The organism is Lujinxingia litoralis (assembly GCF_003260125.1).
GTDB lineage: Bacteria > Myxococcota_A > Bradymonadia > Bradymonadales > Bradymonadaceae > Lujinxingia > Lujinxingia litoralis.
In genome coordinates this window covers 100,562-125,183 of sequence record NZ_QHKO01000003.1, presented here as the reverse complement: position 1 = coordinate 125,183, position 24,622 = coordinate 100,562, and the positions used below count along the sequence as shown (strand labels likewise).

At 63.2% G+C, this 24,622-nt stretch carries 18 protein-coding genes; 4 read left to right on the top strand and 14 right to left on the bottom strand.

Translation table 11 applies throughout. The annotated features are described in order from the left end of the window. Nucleotides 1–65: 65 nt before the first annotated feature. The 13 genes from gspN to DL240_RS07905 form a co-directional block, all read right to left on the bottom strand. Nucleotides 66–1,100: a type II secretion system protein GspN gene (gene gspN / locus DL240_RS07965; protein ID WP_111729350.1), complete on the bottom strand. Its 1,035-nt coding sequence runs from the start codon at nt 1,098–1,100 to the stop codon at nt 66–68. Further along, nucleotides 1,100–1,714 carry a hypothetical protein gene (locus DL240_RS07960; protein ID WP_111729349.1) on the bottom strand — a complete coding sequence of 205 codons (615 nt, stop codon included), beginning with the start codon at nt 1,712–1,714 and terminating at the stop codon, nt 1,100–1,102. Before DL240_RS07960 ends, gspN begins: the two co-directional genes overlap by 1 nt. A gap of 17 nt (nt 1,715–1,731) precedes the next feature. Continuing rightward, nucleotides 1,732–3,462: a pilus assembly protein PilM gene (gene pilM, locus DL240_RS07955; protein WP_111729348.1), complete on the bottom strand. Its 1,731-nt coding sequence runs from the start codon at nt 3,460–3,462 to the stop codon at nt 1,732–1,734. A 56-nt stretch (nt 3,463–3,518) separates the two neighbouring features. Continuing rightward, nucleotides 3,519–5,111 carry a type II secretion system protein GspK gene (locus DL240_RS07950; protein WP_158542432.1) on the bottom strand — a complete coding sequence of 531 codons (1,593 nt, stop codon included), beginning with the start codon at nt 5,109–5,111 and terminating at the stop codon, nt 3,519–3,521. Beyond that, complete coding sequence (locus DL240_RS07945) at nt 5,111–5,887, bottom strand: type II secretion system protein GspJ (RefSeq protein ID WP_111729665.1); 777 nt, start codon at nt 5,885–5,887, stop codon at nt 5,111–5,113. Before DL240_RS07945 ends, DL240_RS07950 begins: the two co-directional genes overlap by 1 nt. After that, nucleotides 5,884–6,495, bottom strand: a complete 612-nt coding sequence (locus DL240_RS07940) for a type IV pilus modification PilV family protein (RefSeq protein WP_111729346.1) — start codon at nt 6,493–6,495, stop codon at nt 5,884–5,886. The genes DL240_RS07945 and DL240_RS07940 overlap by 4 nt, the downstream gene beginning before the upstream one ends. Beyond that, entirely contained in the window at nt 6,488–7,219 is a 732-nt protein-coding gene (locus tag DL240_RS07935) for a pilus assembly FimT family protein (protein WP_111729345.1), read from the bottom strand. Before DL240_RS07935 ends, DL240_RS07940 begins: the two co-directional genes overlap by 8 nt. Before the next feature lie 22 nt (nt 7,220–7,241). Further along, the gene (locus DL240_RS07930; RefSeq protein WP_111729344.1) at nt 7,242–7,658 is read right to left on the bottom strand and encodes a type II secretion system protein GspG; all 417 of its coding nucleotides are present in this window, start codon (nt 7,656–7,658) and stop codon (nt 7,242–7,244) included. A 98-nt stretch (nt 7,659–7,756) separates the two neighbouring features. Next, nucleotides 7,757–8,983 carry a type II secretion system inner membrane protein GspF gene (gene gspF / locus DL240_RS07925; RefSeq protein ID WP_111729343.1) on the bottom strand — a complete coding sequence of 409 codons (1,227 nt, stop codon included), beginning with the start codon at nt 8,981–8,983 and terminating at the stop codon, nt 7,757–7,759. Nucleotides 8,984–9,007: 24 nt separating this feature from the next. Next, a complete protein-coding gene (gene gspE, locus DL240_RS07920) occupies nt 9,008–10,744 on the bottom strand; it encodes a type II secretion system ATPase GspE (RefSeq protein ID WP_111729342.1) in 1,737 nt (578 codons plus the stop codon). Between the two features lie 3 nt (nt 10,745–10,747). Beyond that, complete coding sequence (gene gspD / locus DL240_RS07915; protein WP_158542431.1) at nt 10,748–13,381, bottom strand: type II secretion system secretin GspD; 2,634 nt, start codon at nt 13,379–13,381, stop codon at nt 10,748–10,750. Nucleotides 13,382–13,461: 80 nt separating this feature from the next. Beyond that, nucleotides 13,462–14,487: a type II secretion system protein GspC gene (gspC, locus tag DL240_RS07910; RefSeq protein ID WP_111729340.1), complete on the bottom strand. Its 1,026-nt coding sequence runs from the start codon at nt 14,485–14,487 to the stop codon at nt 13,462–13,464. 293 nt (nt 14,488–14,780) lie between these two features. Next, nucleotides 14,781–16,121 (bottom strand): sigma-54-dependent transcriptional regulator, encoded by a 1,341-nt coding sequence (locus DL240_RS07905; protein WP_111729339.1) that lies wholly within the window; start codon nt 16,119–16,121, stop codon nt 14,781–14,783. 201 nt (nt 16,122–16,322) lie between these two features. Between DL240_RS07905 and DL240_RS07900 the strand changes: the two genes are divergently transcribed. From DL240_RS07900 to DL240_RS07885, 4 genes are all read left to right on the top strand, one after another. Next, entirely contained in the window at nt 16,323–17,945 is a 1,623-nt protein-coding gene (locus DL240_RS07900; RefSeq protein ID WP_111729338.1) for an adenylate/guanylate cyclase domain-containing protein, read from the top strand. 115 nt (nt 17,946–18,060) lie between these two features. Further along, on the top strand, nt 18,061–19,614 hold the full coding sequence (locus DL240_RS07895; protein WP_146618176.1) for a serine/threonine-protein kinase: 1,554 nt from the start codon (nt 18,061–18,063) through the stop codon (nt 19,612–19,614). A gap of 91 nt (nt 19,615–19,705) precedes the next feature. After that, entirely contained in the window at nt 19,706–20,944 is a 1,239-nt protein-coding gene (gene glgC, locus DL240_RS07890; RefSeq protein WP_111729336.1) for a glucose-1-phosphate adenylyltransferase, read from the top strand. Further along, nucleotides 20,941–23,070, top strand: coding sequence for a glycoside hydrolase family 57 protein (locus DL240_RS07885; RefSeq protein WP_111729335.1), 2,130 nt, complete (start codon nt 20,941–20,943; stop codon nt 23,068–23,070). Before glgC ends, DL240_RS07885 begins: the two co-directional genes overlap by 4 nt. Here DL240_RS07885 and DL240_RS07880 read toward each other — a convergent pair. After that, nucleotides 23,067–24,500 (bottom strand): patatin-like phospholipase family protein, encoded by a 1,434-nt coding sequence (locus DL240_RS07880; protein WP_146618175.1) that lies wholly within the window; start codon nt 24,498–24,500, stop codon nt 23,067–23,069. The genes DL240_RS07885 and DL240_RS07880 overlap by 4 nt on opposite strands. Between the last annotated feature and the right edge of the window lie 122 nt (nt 24,501–24,622).

Sequence of the window (24,622 nt, the reverse complement as noted above, 5' to 3'; positions counted from 1 at the left end):
TACGGGCGGCCAACGCCGCGCTTTGCCCGTACATTCCGGCCCGTGCCAGGCGAGCGTTATGAGGGTCAGTCCTGGGCTTCTTCGGCCGGCTCGGCAGCCTGCTCCGTAGGCCCGCGGGCGGCGGTCGCCGCGCCCCGAAACGCCAGGTCCTGGAAGGTGCCACCGAGCGTAAAACCGTACCAGTCCTGATGACGCCCTTTGCGGAACTCGGCCATGTTAAAGACCACGCCCAGGCTGTTGGCCGTGACGTACTCCTCGTTGACCTGAAGGCGCATCTCCAGGCGGGGGCGGCTCCGACCCATCTGCGCGCCCAGCTCCACATGACCCCAGATCTCGGTGTTGATATCACGCCCCCGAGTCTGGAACTCATCGATGACCAGGCGAGGATCCTTCCCGCCCTCGTCGCTCTCGACATGCGCTCGAACCACGATGTTGCCAAAGTTGGTCATCGGCACATCCAGCGCCACCGGAAGGCTATCGGCGTTGAGCGTGGTCGGGCCCACCGTGAACTGACGCCCGGTCAACGCGATCTCTCCCCCGGTCAGCACCGGGCGGCTCGGATGGAGCTCCAGCTCAATGTCGGTATCGAGCTGCCCGAAGACCGGGATGCCCAGCAACGAGGCCAGCAACGTCGACTGGCGCAGATCCAGCTCGTCGCTCTGCACGGTGACCAGCCTCCGGCTGCTCGACTGCGTGAAGCTGCCCTCGAGCACTCCGCCACCGATGTCGACTTGATAGTTCACCGTGGCCCCCCGGCGCAGCAAGCTGCCCAGGGGAGCAAAACGCGCCGAAATCCGCTCAATGTAGATCTGCTTGGCCAGTCCCCCTTCCACGCCCACGCGCTCGGTGGCCGAGACGCGCTCCTTGAGCTGCACGCCTTCGAATTTCGCCCCGGTCAGACGCCACATCCCCAGCTCGGCGATCGTCACATCATATTGATGCCCCAGCGCCTTCTCCAGCTGCACCGTCACGATCTGGCGCACTCGCCGCTCCGGAAAGGTCAGCAGCAAGAAGAGGGCGAACATCGACACCGCAAAGACCACGTAAGCCAGCAGGCGAATGCCCGGGCGTTCCCACAGTTCTGCCAGTCGCTCTCGCATCAGCTCTCCTCCTGTGCGCGACGCTGGAAGGTGGACACCACCACCTGCGCACGCACCATGCCTTCGCCGCCCACCGAACGGACATCCACACGCTTGATGATCACCGGATCGCCGCTCGTCTCAATGCGATCGAGCAGATCGATCAGCGCGTTCATCTCGGCGCGCCGGATGTCCACCCTCAGGGTGCGTTCGACGATGATCGGCCCATCCTTGCTGCCGCGCGTCGAACCCAGCGGCGACTGATCCTCATCGTAGCTCGATACCGAGATATTGGCGGCGGTGGCGTGCGTGGCCACCAGACTGGTCAGCTGCACGGTGTTGTTGTCGAGCACCTCGTCGCTAAAGCGCTCCACCCGCGGGTCGACCGCCCCGCCGGCCTCCTGCGCCAGGTAATCCGGCGCGGCGGTGGCCAACAGGTTCAGGACGTCTTCGTAGGTCTGGGTCTCAGATTCAATATCGGCCAGCGAGCGCTGCACCAACATCACGGTCACAAAGATGCCCAGCACCGCAAAGGTCGCAAACATCAGCCCCAGAAGCTTGCGCTCCCGATCTGAGAGGTTGGCGATCGACTCGGCCAGACCTTTTTTTCCGGATTCTTTTTGCTCTTCACTCATCGTCGGTCTCAGGCCTTTCAGGAGCAATCACTGGTGACGTGAATTTCAAACTGGACGCGGTTATCACCCTGCACGGTCACCTTCTCTTTGCGGGCATCGCGCAGGCATTCCTCTTGCTCCAGCTGGGCGGCGATCTGGTCGACCGACTGCGGACTGTCGGTCACACCGACCATCTGAATCAGCTGACGGTCGGTATCAATATCGATGCGATCCAGCTGGAGTTCCCCGGCGCTCGCGGTCCCACGCGTGATTAGGTGCAGAAGCTCGTAGGCGCTCATCAGAGGCACAAACCCCCGCTCCGGGCCCGCCGCCCCTCCCAGACGCGCGCGAATGGCCGCCGGTGAGGTCAGGCGTTCACCAAAGAGGGCCTGGGTCTGTTCGGCGACGGCGTCTTTCATCGCGTCGAGCTGAGCCCGCTGATCGAGGCGCTGCATCAAGAGCACGCCCAGCCCCAGCACCACCAGCACCGCGGCGGCGATTCCCAGCCGTGTGAACTGCGCGCGCACGTAGCTCGACTTGCCCCGGAACTCAAACGCCCCCTGGCGCAGGTTGATGGGCTCGGGCTGCCCCTTCTCGCGCACGCTCATCAGCGCCGCGCCCAGCGCCAGGGCCGCCTCTGGCTGGCGGCCCCCAAACGCCACCGCGGCCTCCTCGGCCACCGCCAGCTCCACACTCAAGGGGCTGACCGCCACGCCAAACTCGCGCTCCAGGTGGGGTTTGAGTCCCTTGAGCCTGCTGGCGCCGCCGCACATAAAGATCGCCTCAACCTGCACCCGATCCCGGGCGTAGGCTGACTGAAACGTTCTGCGCAGATCGCGGACCAGCGGTCCCACCACATCGCCGCACACCTGGCTGATCCGAACCAGGGCCTCGTCGGCCTCTGTGGCATCCACGTCCAACATCGCGCGCTGATGCTTGAGGCGCTCGGCCTCACTCAGGCTCAGGTTAAACGCCTCGGACAGCCCCTGACTGAGGTGCTCCCCGCCCTGTTTGATGGTGCGGGCGACCACCGTGCGCTCGCCATCCTGAATGAGCAAACGCGTATGCGCATGACCAAAATCGATCACGGCGTAGGCACTCGCGTCGAGCATCATCGCCCGCTCCGCAGCCAGGCGCAGCGCCAGCTCCGGAATGCCGATCATCGCCGGGTCCACCCCCACCGACTGCATCTGAGAGAGCAGCGCCCCCAGGCGCTCGCTCTCCACAAACGCCACCAGCGCTTCCCACTCCTCGTCGCCCTTGCCCGCCATCACCTCAAAGTCGTAGGTGACCCGCTGCAGCGGCATCGGCAGGCTGCCCATCAAAAGGTGCGGCAAGACCGAGCTCACCTGCGCCTTGCCCTCAAAGGGCACCTCCAGGCGCAGGGTGAGCGCATCGCCGTTGGGCATGGTGGCCACCACCCGACTCACCCCTTCGAAGAAGCCCTGGTCGATAAGCCCTTTAAGCGCCCGCACCCACGGGGCCTGCAAAGGCTGCGCTTGCGGGACCACCGCCTCCAGCTCTTCCTCCTCGCCCTCTTTGGGCGACGCGTCTTCAGCCCCGGCCGCTTCCGCATCCTCAGGAGCCTCAGACCCAGCCCCTTCGAGCTCGGCCTGCTCCACCTCGGAGACCGGCGCACCTTCCTCGGCCAGCGCCGCCAGCGCCACCTCGGCAAAGCCCACCACCTCCACCGGGCGCTGGAGCACATCGAGCGCCACCGCCTTGAGCGACCACGCCCCGATGTCCAGTCCTACAATTCGATTTGCCATCTATCCATCTCCCGAAAGCGCCCGGGCCTTATCCCCGAAGCACCTCGCTAACTGCCTTATTGCACCCGCCAATACAACACGCGCCCCTTGGCCATCTCCTCACGAGAGGACTTCAACGCCGAGCGAAGCTCCTCCACCTCCTCGTTGGCCTCCTCGTCGTCTTCCTCCCCTTGCAGCGCCTCAAAGAGACGCTCGTCGGGCAAGCGACGCTGCGTTTTACCAAAGTCCACCACCGCCTCGATCTCGGCCTTCGAACTTCCATAAGTCCCGGTACTTTTAATCCGATAAATCGACGACTGACTGGTGCTGATCGAACGCAACAACCCCGAACGATTAAACGACACCGCCCACTGCGGAAACGCCGGCACCAGCGGATCGACCACCAGCTGCGGGTTCTCCATCGCCATGACCTGATAGGCCGGCGAGTAGTTAATAAACTGCGCCATCAGCTGCGGATTCGTCTTAAAGCCCTCGATGTACTCCGGCAGCTGACTCCGCCTCAAAAACGCCACCGGCTGGCCGACCTCGGCCCCCGGCAGCAGTCGACTCTCGCTCGAACCGACGTAGGCCATAAACATCGAGAGCGGGTTCTCAAAGAAGGCCCGCACCCCGTCAAGCGCCATCGCAAAATACATCACCTGAAGGCCCACCTGCGGGTTGTTGGCGCACAAGCTGCCCAGCCCCTGCCCGCCGCTGTCCACGCCTTCGAGCTCCAGGTTCTGGCAGAGGATCGCGTAAAACACCGGGAAGCTCGCCACGTTGGGATTCGGCCGGTCGACGTCATAGACGGTAAAAGCGTCGCCAAACACCTCCATAAACGCTTCGCTCACCCCCATCACCCGGTGAATATCCTCAAGATGTGTGAGGCGCGCGTTACGCGGCTCCACCTTGGCCTCATCCCGCTCGTAGACGCGTTGTTCGTCGCCCCCACTGCCGCGAATGGTGCAATCATCTCCCAGGGTGACCTGCTCCTGATCCAGGTCCACAAAGTCGATGATGCGCTCCATCATCCGGGCCCGGTTCATCGTGTCGCCGTTCACATCTTTCACTTCAAAGATCGAGTCGTAGCGCGAATCGAGCATCATGGAGCAGAGCATCAGCAGATCGCCCTCGTTGAGCTCTTCACCGGCGAACTGGTTGAGGTTGATACGTCCCTCCTCCGGGACCACATCCACATCAAAGGTGCCGGTAAACTCCCCGAACCCGCTCACGCCCATCGAACTCAAATCGATGCTCGCCAGGGGAATCTCGACCTTCCCGGAGTTAAAGGGCCCGAGCAAAATGTCCATGTACTGGTAGAGCTGGAAGTTGCTGCGCCGCATCGCTCGGCCGATCATCCGGCCGGTCTCATCGTCGGTCTGGCGCGACTCATCCTGGAGCGCGTACTGCAGGCTCAAGAGCAGGCGCGAGAGGTTCACCCCGCTCTTGGCCAGGTAGTAGCTTTTGAGCTTGTCGCGCTCGTTGGTGGACATCGCCGTGTTGACCCGGGCGGTGTAGGCAAACTCCACCACCGCCGTGGAGAGGATCGCCAGCGTGACCAGCGCCAACATCAACGCCACGCCCCGCGGGCGTCCATCAAAAGGCGTGGGCACCGGGCGATCCATCACCCGCAGTAGCCGGTGTGTACTCTTTGCGATCAGACGTAGCATCAGTACTCCAGCAGCTCGGTCATCCCCAACGTGGTCTGAGTCGTGAAGACCTCCGACTCTCCGCGGGGGCCCTGGGCAGGCATCACCAGAGTGATACGCACCCGGGTAGGCAGGCGCCCGGCGTGCTCCCGGCGAGTGGTATCCCATTCGCTGACCCAGCGCCCCTGGGCGATCTCACGCTCGCTTCCGATATCCACCGGACCCGGATCCCAGTACTCAAACTCCAGCGACTCCACCTCCGGGATCATCGTGTGCACCACCCCGCCACGGGTGATGTCATCGACGTAGTTCGCGTGCGAGCGGCGCACCAGACGGTTGACCACATCGCCTGCCTCGTTGATCTCGCGGCGCACCTCATAGCCGATCTGAGTGTGATGACTGGCGCGCTCGTCTTCGAGCACCCGCACATGGGCGAAGGCGGTAAAACTGATCTCGTCCTCGCCACCGATCATCCCGAACTGCACCGGCTCGCGAAGCTGCATGCTCAGCTGCTCTTCCTCACTCTCATAAAGAGCCTCCTCCCCCGGTACGATCTCACCGCCGTGTTGCGGTCCGGCCACGTAGGCCATGGCGATCTCGTTGGCCATGCGGTTCATCGCCAGGCGCACCAGCTGGTAACGCTCAAAGCGCGCGTCGACCGCATCGCGGGTTTGAAACATCTGCGACACGCTCACCCACACGATCCCGGTGAGACCGGCCATGATCGCCATCGCGATCATCACCTCAATGAGCGTAAAGCCTCGTGCCCCGCTGGCTGCGCGCGCGCCCGGTCTCATCGCAGGTCCTCCGCCTCGCTGGAGAACTCATCCGGGCTGCCAAACATCTGGAATTCGCTGTTTTCCAGGTCCGCCACGTACTGGGCGACCTCGATATGCTGCTCACGCCCCAGGTAGTCGAAGTACACTTTCAAATTGATCCGGCGCACCCGCTCGCCAACCTGGTTAACGAAGACCGGAATCTGCGCCATCAACACCGGCAACGCCGCGCTGAACGCGGCGTTGCCCTGCATCGCCCCCTGAGAGTCCACGCCGCCAAAGAGCTGGCTGTTGACCTGCGCCATGAAGGTCTCTTCAACCTCCGGCGGAATCTCCACCGGGTCCACGGTCGCCTCCCAGCGCAAATCCGGGTAGCCCTCCCTCGAGAAGTCCCCGGAGAACTGCCGCTGACTGGCGTTGAAACCCTCCTCTTTGAGCACGTACTCCAGGTCCACCATCTTTCCGCGCGCCAGCAGGCTCGCGGTGGTCAGGCGACTGGCATACACCGACTGCTGACCGCTCTGAGAGACCGTGCCCATCAGAATCGTCAGGGCGGAGGCCAGAATCGCCAGCGCGATCAACACCTCCACCAGCGTAAACCCCCGGGATGTGCGACGCCTGTTAATCATCACGCTCCACCTCTCCGAAGTCGCCCTCCGGCTCCCAGTCGCCGCTGTAGATACGCACCCGCCCGGTCAAGGGCTCGGTCACCAGGCTGTAGCGACCGCCGCTCTCATCGCGCAGCACGATCACGGCCTCCTGCTGAAATCCGTTGGGAAAAAAGCGCAACGCCGCGCGTCCCCGGGTCAAGGGCAGCTCTCGCCCGGCCAGGCGCACGCTCTCAAATTCGATGCCGTTGCGCAGACTGGTGAGCTTGACCACCGCCTCCTCGGCCCGCTCGTATCCCACCCGGCGGCTCACGCCGAAGGGATCGTCCTCGCTCTCATCAAAAAGCGAGCGCTTGTTCTGCCGATGCTCCTCCTCCAACGCCCGCGCCTCCTCCGGGAGCAACCCCTCGGCGAAGTCATCATCGGGCTGTGGCGCGACCACCGGCGCCTCGCTCATCTCGGTGAAGTACTCGCCAGTCTCCAGGTTGAGCACCAGACGATACTGCGTGTTGTTTAAGGCGGCCTGGTTGTACGCGTACTTGATCACCGAGGTCAGTCGCATCGCCTCATCGCGAAGCTTGCTCTTGGTGAGCACGCCCATCATCGAGATCCCGGCGCCCATCAGCCCGGCGACGATCACCAGCACCACCAGGATCTCGATCAGGGTCATCCCCCGCGCGCACCGATGCCGTCCGCGCCCTGGTAAGGCGCGCCACAGCTTCAGCCGTGCTCGCAGAGTCTTCATAGCGTCTCCCGCCTCTCAGCCCTTACTCGGGGCGCACGTCATCTTCGGTGCCCTCGCTGCCATCCGGGCCCACGCTGAAGATCTCAAAGTCGCGGTTGCCATTCTTGACATACACGTAGGGGCTGCCCCAGGGATCGCTGGGGATGTCCTTGGTCAAGGGCGCCGCCCCCTGAGTCATCTCCTCCAGCTCGTTGGGCAGGCGGTTGGGCGAGGTCGTCAGGTAAAAGGAGTTCACCAGCTGGTTGAGCTGCTGAATCTCGATGGTGGCGGTGCGCTCGTTGGCCCGGTCAATCGCCCCGAACACAAAGACGCCAACCACACCCATGATCGAGGCCATGATCGTGATCACGATCATGATCTCCACCAGCGTCATCCCGCGGGCCGACTTCATGTTAGCCGCTGCCCGAACCATCGCTTCGCGTCGCTTCATCATCTTCATCTTCTTGCTCCTCTTGCTGTTGAAGCACGCGGCCTCGCGTGCAGATGACGCCACACAGGTGTCGCGTCTAAAGGTGGACTTTTCTCGGCCAGAGCGTGTCACATCACCGTCTGGTTGAGCTTCAAAATCGGCATCATGACGGCAAACACGATCACCGCCACCGCCACACCGAGCCCCACGATCATCAAGGGCTCCAGAATCTTGGTCATTGCCTGAATGCGGATGTCGGTCTGCTGGGTGTAGCTGATCGACACGTTCTCCAGCATCTCCTCCAGCTGCCCGGAGGCCTCACCCACCGCGATCATATGGGTGACCAGGGGCGGAAACTCCCCGGAGCGCTTCAGCGGCTGCGCAATGCTCTCACCCTCGCGGATGTTGACCCGCGCATCTTCAATCACCTCGACCAGCCGGGTGTTCCCCAGGATGTTTTTGACGATGTCCATCGCCGTCAGCAGCGGCACCCCGCTGGCCAGCAAGGTGCCCAGCGTGCTGGCAAAGCGCGAGATGGCGATCATCCGCACCAGCGGCCCCACCACCGGCGTCTTCAAAATAAAGCGATCCCAGGTCCGCGTGCCCTTCTCGGTGCGCTTCCACTGCACAAAGCCCACCACCGCCCCCACAATCAGCGGCAACACGATGAACCAGTAACTGCTGAGCATATTGCTGATCCCGATGAGCACCGACGTGATCCAGGGCAACGCCGCGCCCTGGTCCTCAAAAATCGCGGTGACCTTGGGAATCACAAACGTGAAGATCAGCCCGAGCACCACGATCCCCACCACCATCATCAAGAGCGGGTAAATCATGGCGCCGATGACCTTGCCGCGCAGTTCGATCTGCGCATCCAGAAAGTCCGTCAGGCGACTCAACACCATATCAAGATTGCCCGAGCTCTCCCCGGCCTTGACCATGTTGACGTAGAGATTGCTGAAGTGCTTGGGGTGATCGCTCAACGCATTGGCCAGACTGGAACCCTCGTTGACCTTGCGCCGCACATCGCTGAGCGTGCGCTTGAGCTCTTCCTTCTCCGCCTGCTCGGTCAGCGCGTTAAGCGCCTCGACCAGCGGGATCCCCGCACGGATCAGGGTGGCCATCTGGCGGGTGAGCACCGCGATATCGCTCAGTGAGACCCGCTCCAGCAGCTTGCCCAGCTCCACATCTCCGCTGCCTCCGCCGGCGCGCCCTCCGCGCCCCTCGAAGACCTCGGTCACAAAGATCCCCTTGGCCTTGAGCGACTGACGCAGCGCGTTCTGGCTCTCGGCGTCGAGAATCCCCTTCACCGTCTTTCCGGCCTTATTCAGGCCTTTGTATTCGTAAACCGGCATACCTTTGTGCCTTTAAGCCCGGGCTTACGCCTCAACAAAGTCTTCTTGCGTGACCCGCATCACCTCTTCAATCGTGGTGCTGCCGGCCAGAATCTTGAGCGCGCCATCATCCCGCAGGCTGCGCATGCCCTGACGGCCGGCCTCCCGCTTGATGGTCGAAGCGTCAGCGCGGTTCATCACCAGCCGCCGCACCTCATCCTCCACCCGCATGATTTCGTAGATGCCCATCCGGCCCTTGTAGCCCAGCCCCAGACAGTTCGGGCAGCTGGAGTCCTCACCAGCCTTAAACAGGTGCCCACCGGTGCGCTCGGCCACCACCGCCGGCGTCAGCCCCACCTCCATCAGCTCCTCGGCGGTCGGCTGATACGCCACCTTGCACTCGCTGCACAGCCGCCGCACCAGGCGCTGGGCAAGCGAGCAGATCACCGTCGAACTCACCAGGAAAGGCTCCACGCCCATGTCCGTCAGGCGAGTGAACGCCCCGGCCGCATCGTTGGTGTGCAGCGTCGAAAACACCAGGTGACCGGTCAAGGAGGCCTGAATGGCCATCTCCGCCGTCTCCACATCGCGGATTTCCCCGACCATGATCACGTCCGGGTCGTGGCGCAGATAGCTACGGAGCCCCGCGGCAAAGGTCAGCTGAATCTTGGGATTGACCTGCATCTGACTGATCCCCTCGAGCTGGTACTCGACCGGGTCCTCAATCGTCAGGATGTTCTTATCCGGGCTGTTGATCTCGCTGAGCGCGCTGTAGAGCGTGGTCGTCTTACCGCTACCGGTGGGACCGGTGACCAGAATGATGCCGTGCGGGCGGAAGATCAGCCGCATCATGTCGCGCAGATGATCCTCAGCCATACCGATGTCGCGCAGGTTCAAAAGCACCGCCGACTTGTCGAGCAGACGCATCGTGATGCGCTCCCCGTGCACCGCCGGCGCCGTCGCCACACGGATGTCGATGTCTTTGCCCGCCATCTTGATGCGGATACGACCATCCTGCGGCAGGCGCTTCTCGGCGATGTTGAGCCCGGCCATGATCTTGATGCGCGTGATGATCGAGGAGTGAAAACGCTTGGGCGGACTGGCCACCTCTTTGAGCACCCCATCGATGCGGAAACGCACCGTGATCTCTTTGTCGCCCGCCTCGATATGAATATCACTGGCCCGCTCTCGCACCGACTGCACAAAGAGGCTGTTCACAAAGCGAATGACCGGCGCCTCGTCATCATCCCCTGCGTCGAGCAGGTCATTGATGTCCAGGCTGGCCTCTTCGGCGTGTGGGTTCTCGGCCTCGTCGAGCTCATCGAGCCCGGCGCCCAGCTGACGGCTCTTGCGATCAAACGCCTTGTTGATCGCTTCCTGCAAAGCCGTGGTGGGGACCACCACCGGCATCGCCTCCATGCCGCTTAAAAAACGCACCTCATCGAGCACCTCGACCGCCAACGGATCGTCGGTGGCCACCATCACAAAGCCGCGACGCACGTCAAAGGGCAGCACGCCGTTGTCGCGCGCCCAGCCCAGCTGCAGGCGCTCCAACAGGCTCAGGTCGATGGCATCCGCCTCGATCTTGGGCTCGAAGGGGTAGTCCAGCTGCCGGGAGAGCGCCAGCGCGACATCCTCATCGCTGACCAGCTCCATCTCCACGAGCAGCTCGCCGATACGCCCCCCCTTCTCGGCCTGCGTCTTCAGGCCCCGCTGCAGCCCGGAAGGCTCCAGCTTGCCCATCTGCATCAGAATCTCGCCCAGAGGCTGACGGTTATACATGCCTTACTCCTCGCCCTGCGGCTGCGCACCCTCGGGGGCGGGCTGCTCGCTCGGCTCACCGGCCGGCTCGGCGCTCTCAGCCTCCGAACCGCCCAGAATGCGATAACGCGGCCCCTCGTCATCGAACTGCTCAAGTGCCTGACGACGCGCCTCCTCCTCGGTCACCACGCTGCTCAGACGCTGGCGCATACGCTCCAGCAGGCCGCTCTTCTTCTGGAAGTTCACCGTCGCCATGTACTCCATGTCGCGACTGGCAAAGAGACGCATCAGTTCCCGGCGCTCTTCCATCTTGCGCTCGTAGATCTTCTGCATGTCTTCCTCGCTCTCGATGATGTAGGGCGTGAGCATCAACACCAGGTTCTGCTTGAAGGTCAGCACGCTGGTATTGCGGAAGAGCAGCCCGACCACCGGGATATCTCCCAGGAAGGGCACCTTATTAATGGTCTCGTTTTCGACGTCCCGCATCAGACCACCGATCACAATGGTCGACTGATCTCGCACCAACACCGTCGTGCTGATGTTGCGGCGAGTCCGGGTAGGCGTGGCCGCGCTCAAGCCACCGGCGCCCTTAAGCTCACTGACTTCCTGGTCGACTTCCAAACGCACGTAGTCGCTCTCATTTACCTGGGGGACAATGCGCAGCGTAATGCCCACATCTTCGTAGTCGAACTGAGTCCCCCCCCCCAACAGGCCACCCACGCCACCGAGCAAGCCGGCCGCACTTCCCAGGCCACTCAGCGCACCGCTGGCCCCTCCGGCCGCCGCGACTCCCGCGTTCAACAGGCTACTCCCCAGGCCACCACCCACTCCCAGCGTGCGCGCGATCGGGACGCGCTCCCCAACCTCGATCTCGGCCTCTTCGTTGTCCATCGTCAGGATCGAGGGGGTCGAGAGGATGTTCACCGAATCATCGGTCTGAGAGGCCTGCAAAAGGAGCGCGAACGTCGGCAGCGAGATCGACGTCCCGGGTACCGACAACATCGGCCCCACCAACCCCAAACCTCCTCCCGGCCCATCCATCTCAGTAGACCCACTAAAGTTCGATTGCCAGGTACCATAACCTCGGGTGTCCTCTACCGCTCCCGAGCTTACAAGCTCATCTGGAAGCAGGAAGGCCATATCCTGGGTCAGCAGGCTATTGGCACCGATCTGGAGTTTGCGATCGATATCCAGACCGATCTCCATGATCACGGCCTCGACATACACCTGACGACGCGGCGCATCGAGCTGGTCGATGACCCGCTCCAGCGCCACGTAGTCCCGCGGCGAGGCCACGACCACCAGCGCGTTGGTCGGCTTGTAGGCGGTGATCTGAACTTCGCCCTGCAGAATCGAGCCCACCCCCTCCGAGCCGGTGGTCTGGGCGCGCGGCTGCCCCTGAGCGCGCCCCTGCTGCGACTGCACTCCACTGGCCAGCTGACTCAGGGTCTGGGAGAGCTCGTCGGCGTTAGCGTACTCCAGAAACTTCACATGCACCTGACCGCCCACGGCAGTCGGCACATCCAGGATCTCGATCATCTCGCGGATACGCTCAAAGGAGCGCTGATTGGAGACGATGATCAGCTGGTTGGTGCGCTCATCGGCAATGATCTCGGTGATCTGCACATCCAGCGTTCCGCTCTCGGCCGAACTCTCGGCCTCGGCCGGCTGACTCCCCGAGCGCCGTGCCCGCGCCGCCGCCCGACGCTGGGCCGCGGTCTGCGGCGCCGCCGCGCTGGTGGTGCCATCTTTCGTATCGAAGATCTCCTTAAGTCGCTCCGAGACCTCCGTGGCATCGGCGTGCAGCACTCGATACACGTAGAGGTTTGAAGCCGACTCCCCCTGATCCAGACGCTCCACCAGCGACTGCACCCGGCGCAGGTTCGACGCGTTTTCGGTAATGATCAGGCTGGAACCGTAGGGCACCACCGAGGCGCTGGAGGAGAGGAAGTTAGAAATCACCTCCTGAATCTCGGCCACATCCCCGCGCTCCACCGGCACGATCGCGGTGACCATGCGGGCCTCATTGGGGATCGCATCGCCGGCCTCATACGCCCGCTGCGGCTCGGTGATGGCCTGACCCGACTCCACGATCTTGAGGAAGTTGCCCATCGGCACCACCGTCAGACCGTTCATGTTGAGCGCCGCCAAAAAGGCCCGATACCCCTCGGCCAGCGTGACCTCCTCGGGCGCCATGATCGTGATGGTCTTATTGGCCTGAAGGCTGTCGGCGATGATGAAGTTAATGTTCATCGTCCCCGAAAAGAACTTCACCACGTCTTCCAGGCTGGACTGCCGGAAGTCGAGTGTCACCCGGGTGTTCGCCGGAGTGCGACGCGCGCGAAAGCCGGGATCGAAGTTCGGCGGCAGGTTGAACTGCTCCTGCCAGGTCGTCTCGGAGCGCTCGCCACCCTGGGCGTCCTGCTGGCCCTGCGCCTGGTCGCTCTGGGCCGACGGACTGCGCTGCCCACGCTTCAGCACCGCCGGCTCATCCGAACTGGCCGCTCCCTGCGCAAATGCCGAGGGCGCCGCGCCCAGAAACATCGCCGATATCAACGCGCCCACCACCGCAGCTCGCCGCTGCCGGCGTGCGCTCTTATTGACTGCCTTCGTCACGATCGTCTCTTGCTGTTGGGAGTTCAAAACGTTCATTCGCATCGTGTTCTCAATCGCCCGCCTGCGCGGGCTATCACAACCGGTCTCACAGCGGCGCCACCGCACCACCAAACTCACCGGGTTCATTCAATGGTGTATTCGAGCTTCTCAACCCGCCCACGGCGCTCGACTTCGATGACCACTTTCTTCTCGTTGCGCAACTTCTCGAGCAGCTCCAGGGCCTGACGCTGGTTGGTGATCGCCGAGCCATTTACCGACTGGAGGATATCCCCACTGCGGATGCCCATCTGGGAGTAAAAGCTGCTCGGCGTCACGCCTACCATACGCAGCCCGCTGGGCTCCCCGTCACGGTAGTTCGGCATCACCCGGGCCTGCCGCGTCAACGCGGTGGGATCGGCCAGCTGACGCTCGATCATGGCCCGATCCACCTTGTAGGCATTGGGCCCCTGCTGCTGCACACCGCCGGCGGCCGACGCAGCCTCGCTCTTAGCCGCCTTCTCCTGCCCCGGAGCCCGTCGAGCCCGGGCGCTGCCCCCTTCCCGGCTTGCCGGAGCCCCGGATGCACTCGGGTCGCCACCAATGGCCCCCTCCATCCGGATAAATTCGAGCTTGCCGTTGCGCTCCACAAAAATCCGATCTCGACGAATCTCCACGATCTCGGCCCCCTCGGCCACCAGGTCACCCACCCCGACCATCAAAGTCTTGTTCTGGGTGTTGTCTTTGATCATGGCCATCGACCACCGTGGGTTGCGGGCCACCATCACCCCGCTCAGCACCAGATTCAGGTCGCTGAGCGTGGGCACATCATCGCCCCCGGCCCCGTCCTCCGGTGCCGGCACACACTGCCCGGCCTCGCAGACCTCGCCATCGCCGCAGCCTTCCGGACAGACGTTGGGGTCGACCTCTTCGGCACACCCGAACAGGCAGCGTTCCGTGATGGCGCTCTTCCACCCTTTCTCCTGACGAGGGCGCGCGCTCTGGCGCTCCCCCTGCTCCCGCATCGCCTCGTAATCCGGAGCCTCGGGCACCGTAAAAGGCGCGAGCTGAGCGGCCACGAAGTTATTGACCATCAGCGCCGACAGCAGCGAGCCCGTTCCGAGCACGGCCAGAATAATGGCGGTCTGATATTTTCGAAAAAACGCTTCCATAGCTCTCGTCTCGTCGCGGCTTATCCGCAGGGCGTCATCGCACCGCGGAGGTCTTTCAGCGGCACTTCAGCCGAACAAAATGCAAAAACCACGCCACATCATCCCAACCCGGCACACTCCACGCTTCACAACACCGTCACGACCTTTATTTATGCGACCTTTCTTCATCTTTTTTTGACGCATCTTTTTGTATCCCGCCGCCGAACTTCGGCGGCCCGCCCCCCGAAATTGACATTTTGTCAATCGACCCCGGATCTGCGCCCACCCGATGACATTTTGTCATCTCGATTGGCTCAAAGCTTCCGGTACACGGTACGCGTGGCGATGCCCAGCAGCTTGGCCGCGAGTTTTTTATCTCCCTGGGTCATCTTCAGCGTCTCGTGCAGCACGCGCTTTTCGATCTCTTCAAGCGACGTCCCCAGCGGGATGGTGATGTGACGCGATTTCGCCGGACGCTCTACCAGCTGTGAGGGAAGGTCGTCGACATCGATACGGCCATCGCGGTCGAGCACCACCGCGCGCTCCACGACATTCTCCAACTCCCGCACGTTCCCCGGCCAGTGATACCCCTCCAGGGCGCGCCGAGCCTCGGTGCTAAACCCGCTGATATCGCGCCGGTTTTTGGAGTTATAGCGCCTCAGAAAATGCTCACTTAACAGCGGCACATCCTCGATCCGATGGCGCAACGGGGGGATTTTGATGTCGATGACATTTAGTCGGTAATAAAGATCCTCGCGAAACGTGCCCTTCTGCAGCTCCGCCTCCAGATCTTTGTGAGTTGCAGCGACCACCCGCACATCGACCTCGGTGGGCGTATTCGACCCCAGGCGTTCAAAGGCCCCCTCCTGCAACACACGCAGGAGCTTGACCTGGACCTGGGGCGAAAGCTCGCCGATTTCATCCAAAAAGAGGGTCCCACCGTGGGCGGCCTCAAAGCGACCGATCTTGCGCTGGGTGGCGCCGGTAAACGCGCCCTTTTCGTAGCCAAAGAGCTCGCTCTCCAGGATCGACTCCGGCAGCGCTGCGCAGTTAATGGCCACAAAAGGTTTGTCGGCCCGCTGACTGAGCCTTCCGATCATCCGGGCAAAGAGCTCCTTTCCGGTGCCGCTCTCCCCGGTAATCAGCACGGTGGCATCACTGGGGGCTACCTGACGCACCCGATCGACGGCCTCACGCATCAACGGGGCCTGGCCGACCACGCTGCGCTCTTCCTCGACCTCGGCCAGCCGGGCCTTGAGCTCACGGTTCTCCTCGACCAGCGCCTGCCGCTCCAGGGCCTGACGCACCGCTTTTAAGATCGTGGCCCGCTTGATCGGCTTGGCCACAAAGTCGTAGGCCCCCTCTTTCATCCCCTGCACCGCGCGCTCCACGGTGCCAAACGCAGTCATTAAAATGACCTCGGCCTGGGGCTGAAGCGCCTGCACCAGCTTGAGCAGATCCATGCCGTCGATGTCGGGCATCATCAGATCGGTGAGCACCAGCTCAAAACGCTGCTCCCGCAAGAGATCCAGGGCCTGCTGACCGCCCTCGGCCGTGGCCACCTGGTAGCCCTCCTTCTTAAACAGGCGCTCCAGGGTCTTTAAGTGGGCGACCTCATCGTCGACCAACAAGATCCGCGCTTCGTCAGACTCCATCTCTTCTCCACAGGTGGGCTCAGCCGGCAGGACTCCGGGCGCAAACAACGGCTGGCAGCCCGGGCCACATTCCCCGCGAGCCGCCCGCTCGCCACCCCTTAGCTCGGCGTGAGAGCGCCGGCTTGTAACGCGAACGCGCGTTGAAAGGGAAGGCAAACTTCGATAGAAAATCTGACGCACTGCCTCTTACCGAGCTCGGCTATGGCGAAGGTCATCTATCGCGACACGCGTGGCATTCAGCGCACGCAGGTCCTCAACAACATCACGCGCATTGGTCGCCACCCCGAGCAGGATATTCAAATCCTCGACCGGGTGGTTTCCAAAGAGCACGCCCTGATCGAACGCAACATCGAGGGCCATTTTGTGGTGCGCGATGGCGGCAGCCGCAACGGCACCTACCTCAACGGCCAGCTTCTCGATGCGCCGCAGCTCCTGCACAACGGCGACGCCATCAGCGTGGGCGCCACCGATCTGATCTTTCAGGAAGATCCCACCGACCGTCGCTCCCAGAACAAAGTCACGATTCACACCGACGAGCTGGAGAGCCACGTACGCAACCGCATCGCCCAGAATATCAGCGCGCGCTTCTTGCCCGAGAGCCAGATCAGCGACACCACCGCCCTGCGCCAGGATTACGAGAAGCTGCGCATCGCCCACGAGCTCGGCCAGTCCATCGGCGTGGAGACCGATCTCGACATCCTGCTCGAGAAGATCCTGGAGAAGGCCTTTGAGATCTTCCCGGCCGATCACGGCGTGATCTTGCTGCGCCTGGAGGGCACCGATCGCCTGGTCCCCATGGTCGTGCGCGGACGTACCGAGCAGGTCCACGTGGGCGATGTCCGGATCTCGCGCACCATCCTCAACGAGGTCATCGAAGAGAAGCAGGCCGTGCTCTCCTCGGACGCGATGATGGACAGCCGCTTCTCCGGGGCGCACTCCATCATCCTGGGTAACATCCGCTCCACGATGAGCGTGCCCCTGCTGCTGGATGAGCAGATCCTGGGCGTGATCCATCTGGACTCCAAGGTGGCCAGCGGCGCCTTTACCGAGAAGGATCTGGAGATCTTAAGTGGCTTTGCCCGTCAGGCTGCCATGCTCATTGAGCATCACCGCCTGCTCAAGCAGATGGAGAGCGAGATCCTCGCCCGCGAGAAGCTCCATCGCCTGCTCTCTCCCCAGCTCGTCGAGGAGGTGGTCAGCGGCCGCCTGGAACTCAAAAAAGGTGGCGAGCTGCGCCGGGCCACGGTGATGTTCGCCGACATCCGCAACTTTACCTCGTACAGCGAGCGTCACGAGCCCCAGCAGGTCGTCGAGCTGCTCAACGAGTACTTTGAGCTGATGGTCGATGTGATCTTCAAATACGAGGGCACGCTCGATAAGTTCATCGGCGATGAGATCATGGCCGTCTGGGGCGCACCCATCTCACACCCCGATGACACCGAGCGGGCGGTGCGCTGCGCGCTGGAGATGCAGCAGATCCTGCACACCTTCAACGCCAACCGCCAGGACGCCCAGGGGCATACCCTCTCGATCGGCATCGGCCTCAACACCGGCGAGGTCGTCGCCGGCTACATGGGCTCGACCAAGAGCATGAACTACACGGTAATGGGCGACGCGGTGAACACCGCCAGCCGCATCTGCGCATCGGCCGGGCCCGGCGAGGTGGTCGTGGGGCAATCGACCTTTGCCGAAGTCACCAACCTGGTAACCAGCGAGAAACTGCCCCCAACGCGCCTCAAGGGTAAGCGTGAACACGTCGATCTCTACCGGCTGCGCGGCCTTCGCACTCGCCCGGTCCACCCCACGCTGCGTAACCTGACCTGATTTTTGCCCCCGGACGCCTGCTCCCCCGAGATGCGGTTGGCCCGGCGCGATCCCTGGGCTATACTCCGCACGCCTCCCTTTCCGACTTTACCTCGAACGCGACGTGTGGCCCTTCATGGCGCAACCCAGATATCAAGTCATCGAGCGCATCGACGCCGGCGGTATGGCCGAGGTCTTCAAGGCCAACTCCACCAGCTTGCAGGGCTTTGAAAAGCTCGTCGCGATCAAGCGCATCCTGCCCAACCTCACCCAGAACGAGCGCTTTGTGCGCATGTTCCTGGACGAGGCCAAGGTCAGCCTGCACCTCAACCACACCAACTGTGTGCAGGTCTTCGACCTGGGGATTGCCGACGGCACCTACTTCATCGTCATGGAGTTCGTCGACGGCACCAACCTCAAAAAGCTCATCGAATTTATCGCCCGCCAGGGGCAGGGCATCAGCGTGGCTCAGGCCGTGCACATGGCCATTGAGATCTGCAAAGGCCTCACGCACGCCCACGAGAAGGTCGACCAGAGCGGCCGCCCCCTGGGGATCGTGCACCGCGACATCAGTCCGCCCAACGTGCTGATCTCGCGCGCCGGCGAGGTCAAAATCACCGACTTCGGTCTGGCCAAAGCCAAGAGTCAGGCCGAAATCACCGACCCCGGCGTCGTCAAAGGCAAATTCGGCTACCTCTCCCCCGAAGCCGCGCATGGCGAGGAAGTCGACGCGCGCACCGACATCTTCGCCGTCGGCATCCTGCTCTGGGAGATGCTCGCCGGGCGCCGACTCTTTTTGGGAGAATCGGACTACGGCACGCTCCAGCTGGTACGCAAGGCTCAGATCCCCTCGATCCGCAAGCTGCGCCCCGACGTTCCGGCAGAACTCGAAGCCGTACTGGCCCGGGCGCTGGAGCGCGATCCGGCCAGGCGCATTCAGAGCGCCGAGGAGCTCGGTCGTCAGCTGGCCACCTTCCTCTTTGCTCATGGCCAGGTGGTAACGAGCTACGACCTCTCCGACCTGGTCAGCGCCGTGATTGAAAAGCGCCCCAAACGCGCGCGCACCGTGCAGGACATGGCCGTGGATATGGCCATCCAGCAGCAGCTCAACCAGCTCAAGAGCCTCGAAGAGATTCAGGACCTCGACCTCTACCTCACCCAGCACTACGACTCCCTGCCCGACCAGGGCGAAGCCTCCCAGCCGGGTAGTGGCACCGGCGAGTTTGAAGATCCGCGCATGTGGGCCGATCTGGGATTTGGCAACGAAACCAGCGTTGGCGAGGTCGCCGCGCCTCCGGAGCAGCCCTCCTCCGGGGAGTCAGGCTCCTGGCAGGAAGCCGGGCTGGCCGATCTGGGCCGCTCCACCTCGGCCCTCCAGGCCATCAAAGGCCCGGGCACTGCTGCGTCCCGCAAGCCCCATTCCCAGGGACGCCCGCCAACCCTGCCCGGGTCAGCGCGCGCGCCGCAGGCCTCGCCGGCTGATGCGGTGGTCCAGCCCGGTCAACCCGGGCCGATGCCTTCGTCGCAACCGGCCCCGCCGGCACCTATGGAACCTCAGCCTCCGGCACATCGTCCGGGCGCCGCCCCGGCTTCCGGAGGCGTTGGTAAAACCGCACTCATCGTGGCCCTGCTCGTCGTCCTCCTGGGAGCCGGCGCCGCTTACTTTTTGGGCTTGATTCCGCCCGGCTAGCCCTACAATTCGCAGTCCCGCGCCGTACCCTTTACTCGCGGAGCCGCCGTCTCGCTCCACTCGTCTCTCTTTTGACCCGGTGGACCACGCTATGAATGACGTTCTCGTCATGATTCTGGCAGGCGGCGAAGGTAAGCGCCTGCGACCTCTGACCCTCGACCGCGCCAAACCCGCGGTACCCTTCGGAGGGCGCTACCGCATCATTGATTTTGTGCTGTCGAACTTTGTGAACAGCGGCTTTTACAAGATCAAAGTGCTTACCCAGTACAAGAGCGACTCCCTGTTAAACCACATCAGCCGCGGCTGGCATCTGGCGCAGTTCATCGATCACTACATCGATCCGGTGCCGGCCCAGCAGCGCCGTGGTCCGCAATGGTTCCAGGGCAGCGCCGATGCCATCTTCCAGAATCTCAACCTCATCTACGACGAGGAGCCCCGCGATGTCTGCGTCTTCGGGGGCGATAATATCTACAAGATGGATGTGGGCCAGATGCTTGCCACACACCGGGAACGCGACGCCGACCTGAGCGTGGCCGCCATCCCGGTGCCTCTGGAGCAGGGCTCGGCCTTTGGCATCCTGGAAATCGACGACGAGCAACGCATCGTCGGCTTTGCCGAAAAACCTACCCATCCCAAACCCATTCCCAACCGTCCCGGGTGGTGCCTGGCGAGCATGGGCAATTACATCTTCAAGACCCCCGGTCTGGTCGAGGAGATCATCCGCGACGCGCACGATAATGAGAGCGCGCACGATTTTGGCAAAAACATCATCACCAACATGGTGCGCTCCGGCCACCAGGCCTGCTTCGTATACGACTTTTCCACCAACGACATCCCGGGGCAGTCCGAGCGCGAACGCAGCTACTGGCGCGACGTGGGCACCATCGACAGCTACTGGGAGGCATCGATGGATCTGATCAGCGCCGAGCCCCAGTTCGATCTCTACAACCGACGCTGGCCCATCCGCACCCACTACCAGCACTACCCGCCGGCGAAGTTCGTGCACGACGACCCGGCCACCAACCGCGTCGGTCAGGCCATCAACTCCAGTGTGGCCGAGGGATGCATCGTCTCGGGGGGCACCATCCGCAACTCGGTGCTCTTTCAGCGCGTGCGCGTCAACTCCTACTCGTCCATCGAAGACTCCGTGCTTTTTGAGCAGGTCGAAGTCGGGCGACGCGCGCGCATTCGCAAGGCGATCATCGAAAAAGATGTGGTCATCCCGCCCGACACCGTCATCGGCTACGACGAGGAGTTGGATCGCGCCCGCTTCCCGGTCAGCGATAAGGGCGTGGTGGTGGTTCCCAAAGGCTACGAGTTCGAGCAATGAGCTCCTCACCACTCGATGTGCTCTTTCTCTGGCACCTCCATCAGCCCTACTACGGCGCGGGCGAAGCGGGCGACTTTGAGCTGCCCTGGGTGCGACTCCATGCGGTCAAATCCTACTTCGACATGGCCTGGCTCATGGAGCGGCACCCGCAGATGCGGGCCACCTTTAACTTCTCCGGCAGCCTGCTGCGCCAGCTCCAGGAGTGGGTCGAAGGAGGGCGTCGCGATCGCTGGTGGCGCTGGTCGCTGACGCCCCCCGAAGACCTCGATGATGAGACTCGCCAGGCGCTGGTGCATCACTTCTTCAGCCTCGATCACACCCATGGCGTGGCGTCGCTGCCGCGCTACGCCGAGCTGCTCGCCAGGCGCACTGAACACGGGGAGGAGGCCTGCGCCCAAACCTGGGGCGAGGAGGAGTTTGGCGATCTTCAGATGCTCTTTAACCTGGCCTGGTGTGGCTTTGCGGCAACCCGGGACTATGAGGCCATCCGACGCTGGCGTGCCCAGGGACGGGGCTTCTCCCTCAACGATCGCCAGGAACTCCTGGAGTTGCACCTCACGATCATGGCGCGCGTCCTCCCACTCTACCGTCGCCTCTGGGAGCGCGAGCAGATCGAGGTGAGCATCACCCCGATGTACCATCCGATCATGCCCCTGCTGATCGACACCGACTCCGCCCGACGCGCCACGCCTGAGCGCCCCACCCCCGAGCGCCTTCAGGCACCAGACGACGCCCGCTGGCATATCGATCGCGCTCTGGAACTCGGCGAACATATCTTTGGCCGACGTGCCACCGGCCTCTGGCCCGCCGAGGGCTCGGTGTCTCCGGAAGCCCTGGCGCTTTTTGAGGAGGCCAACCTGAGCTGGGTCGCCACCGATGAAGCCATCCTGGCGAACTCCCTGGAGTTTGAGCGCGACCGCGACCTCTGGCGCTCCTGGCGCTTGACCGAACTCGGTCCGGCGATCTTCTTTCGAGACCACGGTCTCAGCGATCGCATTGGCTTTGACTACGCTCGCCGCCCGGCGGCCGAGGCCGCCGACGACCTGGTCTCCTCGCTTGAAGGCATCGCCCGCGCGGCGAGCTGCCCTCACCCGGTGGTCGCGATCATCCTCGATGGTGAGAACCCCTGGGAGCACTATCCCGACGACGGCCGCCCCTTTCTGGAGGCCCTCTACACGCGCCTGGTCGCTCATCCCGTGCTTCGCCCGACCACGCCCAGCACGCACCTCCAGGAGGGAGGTCAGCCCGGAACGCTCGAAACACTGCACTCGGGCTCCTGGATCCTGGGGAACTATCAGATCTGGATCGGCCACCCGGAAACCAACCTGGCCTGGACCCTCCTCGCACAGGCCCGCGACTTTCTTCGCCGCCGCCCGGCCCCCGTCGACGAAGCGGAGCAACGCGCGGCCAGCGCGGCACACCAGTCGCTGATGATGGCCCAGGGCTCCGACTGGTTCTGGTGGTACGGCGACGACTTCAGCTCCGAGCAGGACGCGCTCTTCGATGACCTCTTCCGGGCCCTGCTTCGGCGCGTCTGGGAGGTCTTCGGAGAACGCCCACCCGACGCGCTACGCCGCCCCATCCACACCGGGAAACACGGCGACGCGGAGGCTGTTCACCGCCTCCCACAGCACTTCATCTCGCCACGCATCGACGGGCGCCGCGGAGGCTTCTTTGACTGGGAGGGCGCCGGCCGCTACCTGCCCAAGAGCGGCTACGGCTCGATGTTTGAAACCACCCGCTACCTCGACCAGCTCCTGTATGGCTGCGACGCCCAACACCTCTACCTGCGTCTGGACCCGGGCCCCGACCTCACTCCGGCGCATCGCCTGGAGTTGGGGCTGAGCAACACCGCGCACCTCCACCGGATCCACCTGCACGCCGGCGCCTCCCCGGGCAACGCTGCCAGCGCCGAGCCCCCGGCTATCCTTGTAAACCACGCCTACGCGCAGTGCTGGGAGTTGGCCACGGATCGCGCAGCTCTCCAGGCCGCCGGCGAGTCGGAGATTGAACTTCAGGTAAAGGTTTTGGAGGGGGAGCGCCTGCTGCGCACGCTGCCGGTGGACGGGCCGCTGAGGCTGCATCTGCCCGCCGAAGATCCGGGCAACACCGACTGGCTCGTCTAGTCGATCTCCCAGGTCCCGTACGGGGGGAGTTCCTTCATCGACTCGCGGATGTAGGGCACATCGGATTCCAGCTCATCGCGCGCCGACTGAATGATGCGTTTGAGCTTGGAGTAGCTGTTGACGATGATCTGCAAAGGACTGGGCGGCGTGCGGAACGTCTTGTGGTAGGAGGCGTAGGGCATATTCGCCACCACCGCCGGCCGTGCAATCTGCTGAATCGGGATCCAGATAAGGTTGCGTCCGGTGGAGAGCGGCGCAAACGCGTCATACGACAGAATCTGCGCGTTACGCGATCCCACCGAACCTCGTTGCACTGACTCCCAGGCCACTTTCGAGGGCACGTTGTTGACCACGCCGCCATCGCAGAGGCGCAGGAGTTGATGACGGGAAAACACGCTCTCCAGCGGTGCGATGGTCTCCGGATCGTCATGAAACACATCGAAATGCAAAAGCCCCGGTACCGAGCAGCTAAACCCGGCTGCCTCGATCACCGGGAAGTGTTCCGTGCCGGGCTCCGCGCCGAAGACCACCTGCGTGAGAAGACGTGGATTCTTGGAGAGCTGACGCACCGCTCCGAAGAAGAGCTTAAGTTTGCGCCGGAGCGCCAGCGGGGTCATCCCCTCGTCGCTCGACTGCTCGTACTCCCGGTCGTCAAAATGAAAGCCTTTGCGCACCCCGGTGGCCACGATCTCCAGCTTGATCGGGAGCTCGTCAAAACGCGGCATCCCGCTGCCCAGAAGCTGCTGAAACATCTCCCGCGCCAGGCGCATGATATTCAGGTGGAACGCCCCCGGAAACCCAAAGCGTGAATACCCGGTAAAGGGCCGAAAGAGCGTGTTGTAGTCGAGGTTTCTGGGCATCGCCAGCGCGACCGAAATCGGATCGTAGCTGCGATCAATGGCGCGCACCAATCCCAGCAAGCTCCCCATGGAGCTGCCCACAATCAGCTCCGGGGTCAGCCCCAGCTCCTTGAGCATGGCGAAGGTCCCCAGGTGCACAAGCCCCGCGCCGCCTCCGCCACCAAGCACCAGAACCAGGCGCTTCTGCCGCAATTCAGCGTCGAGATGTTCGGCCCCGAAACTGTTGAGGTGGCGAGTCAGAAGTTGGGAGCGGGTCTGCTCGACCCGCATGGCCAGCACCGGAGCGATTTCACGCAGGGAGTCCACCCTGGCCTGCCCGTTTTCGGGCAAGAGCGGCACCAGCGACTCGACCATCCACCGCCGCAGGCTGTCGACGTCCTCACTCAACGAGACGTCGTTCCCCTCGGGAGCCCGAAAGAGATTCATCTGCCCGAGCGCCGACGCATAGCGAAAGAGCGCCTGATGGCGCGCATGCAACACGTTGGGTTCATCGACGATCAGTCGAATAAAACGCTGCTCAAAATCCTTGAGCTCTCGCACCCGCACAAAATGTCGGCCGTATCGACTCAAACGCCACTCGCTGCTGCTCGTGATGCACAGGTCCTAAACGAACCCGGCGCCGGTGCGAAACACCGGCGCCCGATTATCGGCGCTGACACCGATGCTGGCAAAGTAATTTTACGCGTCGCGCT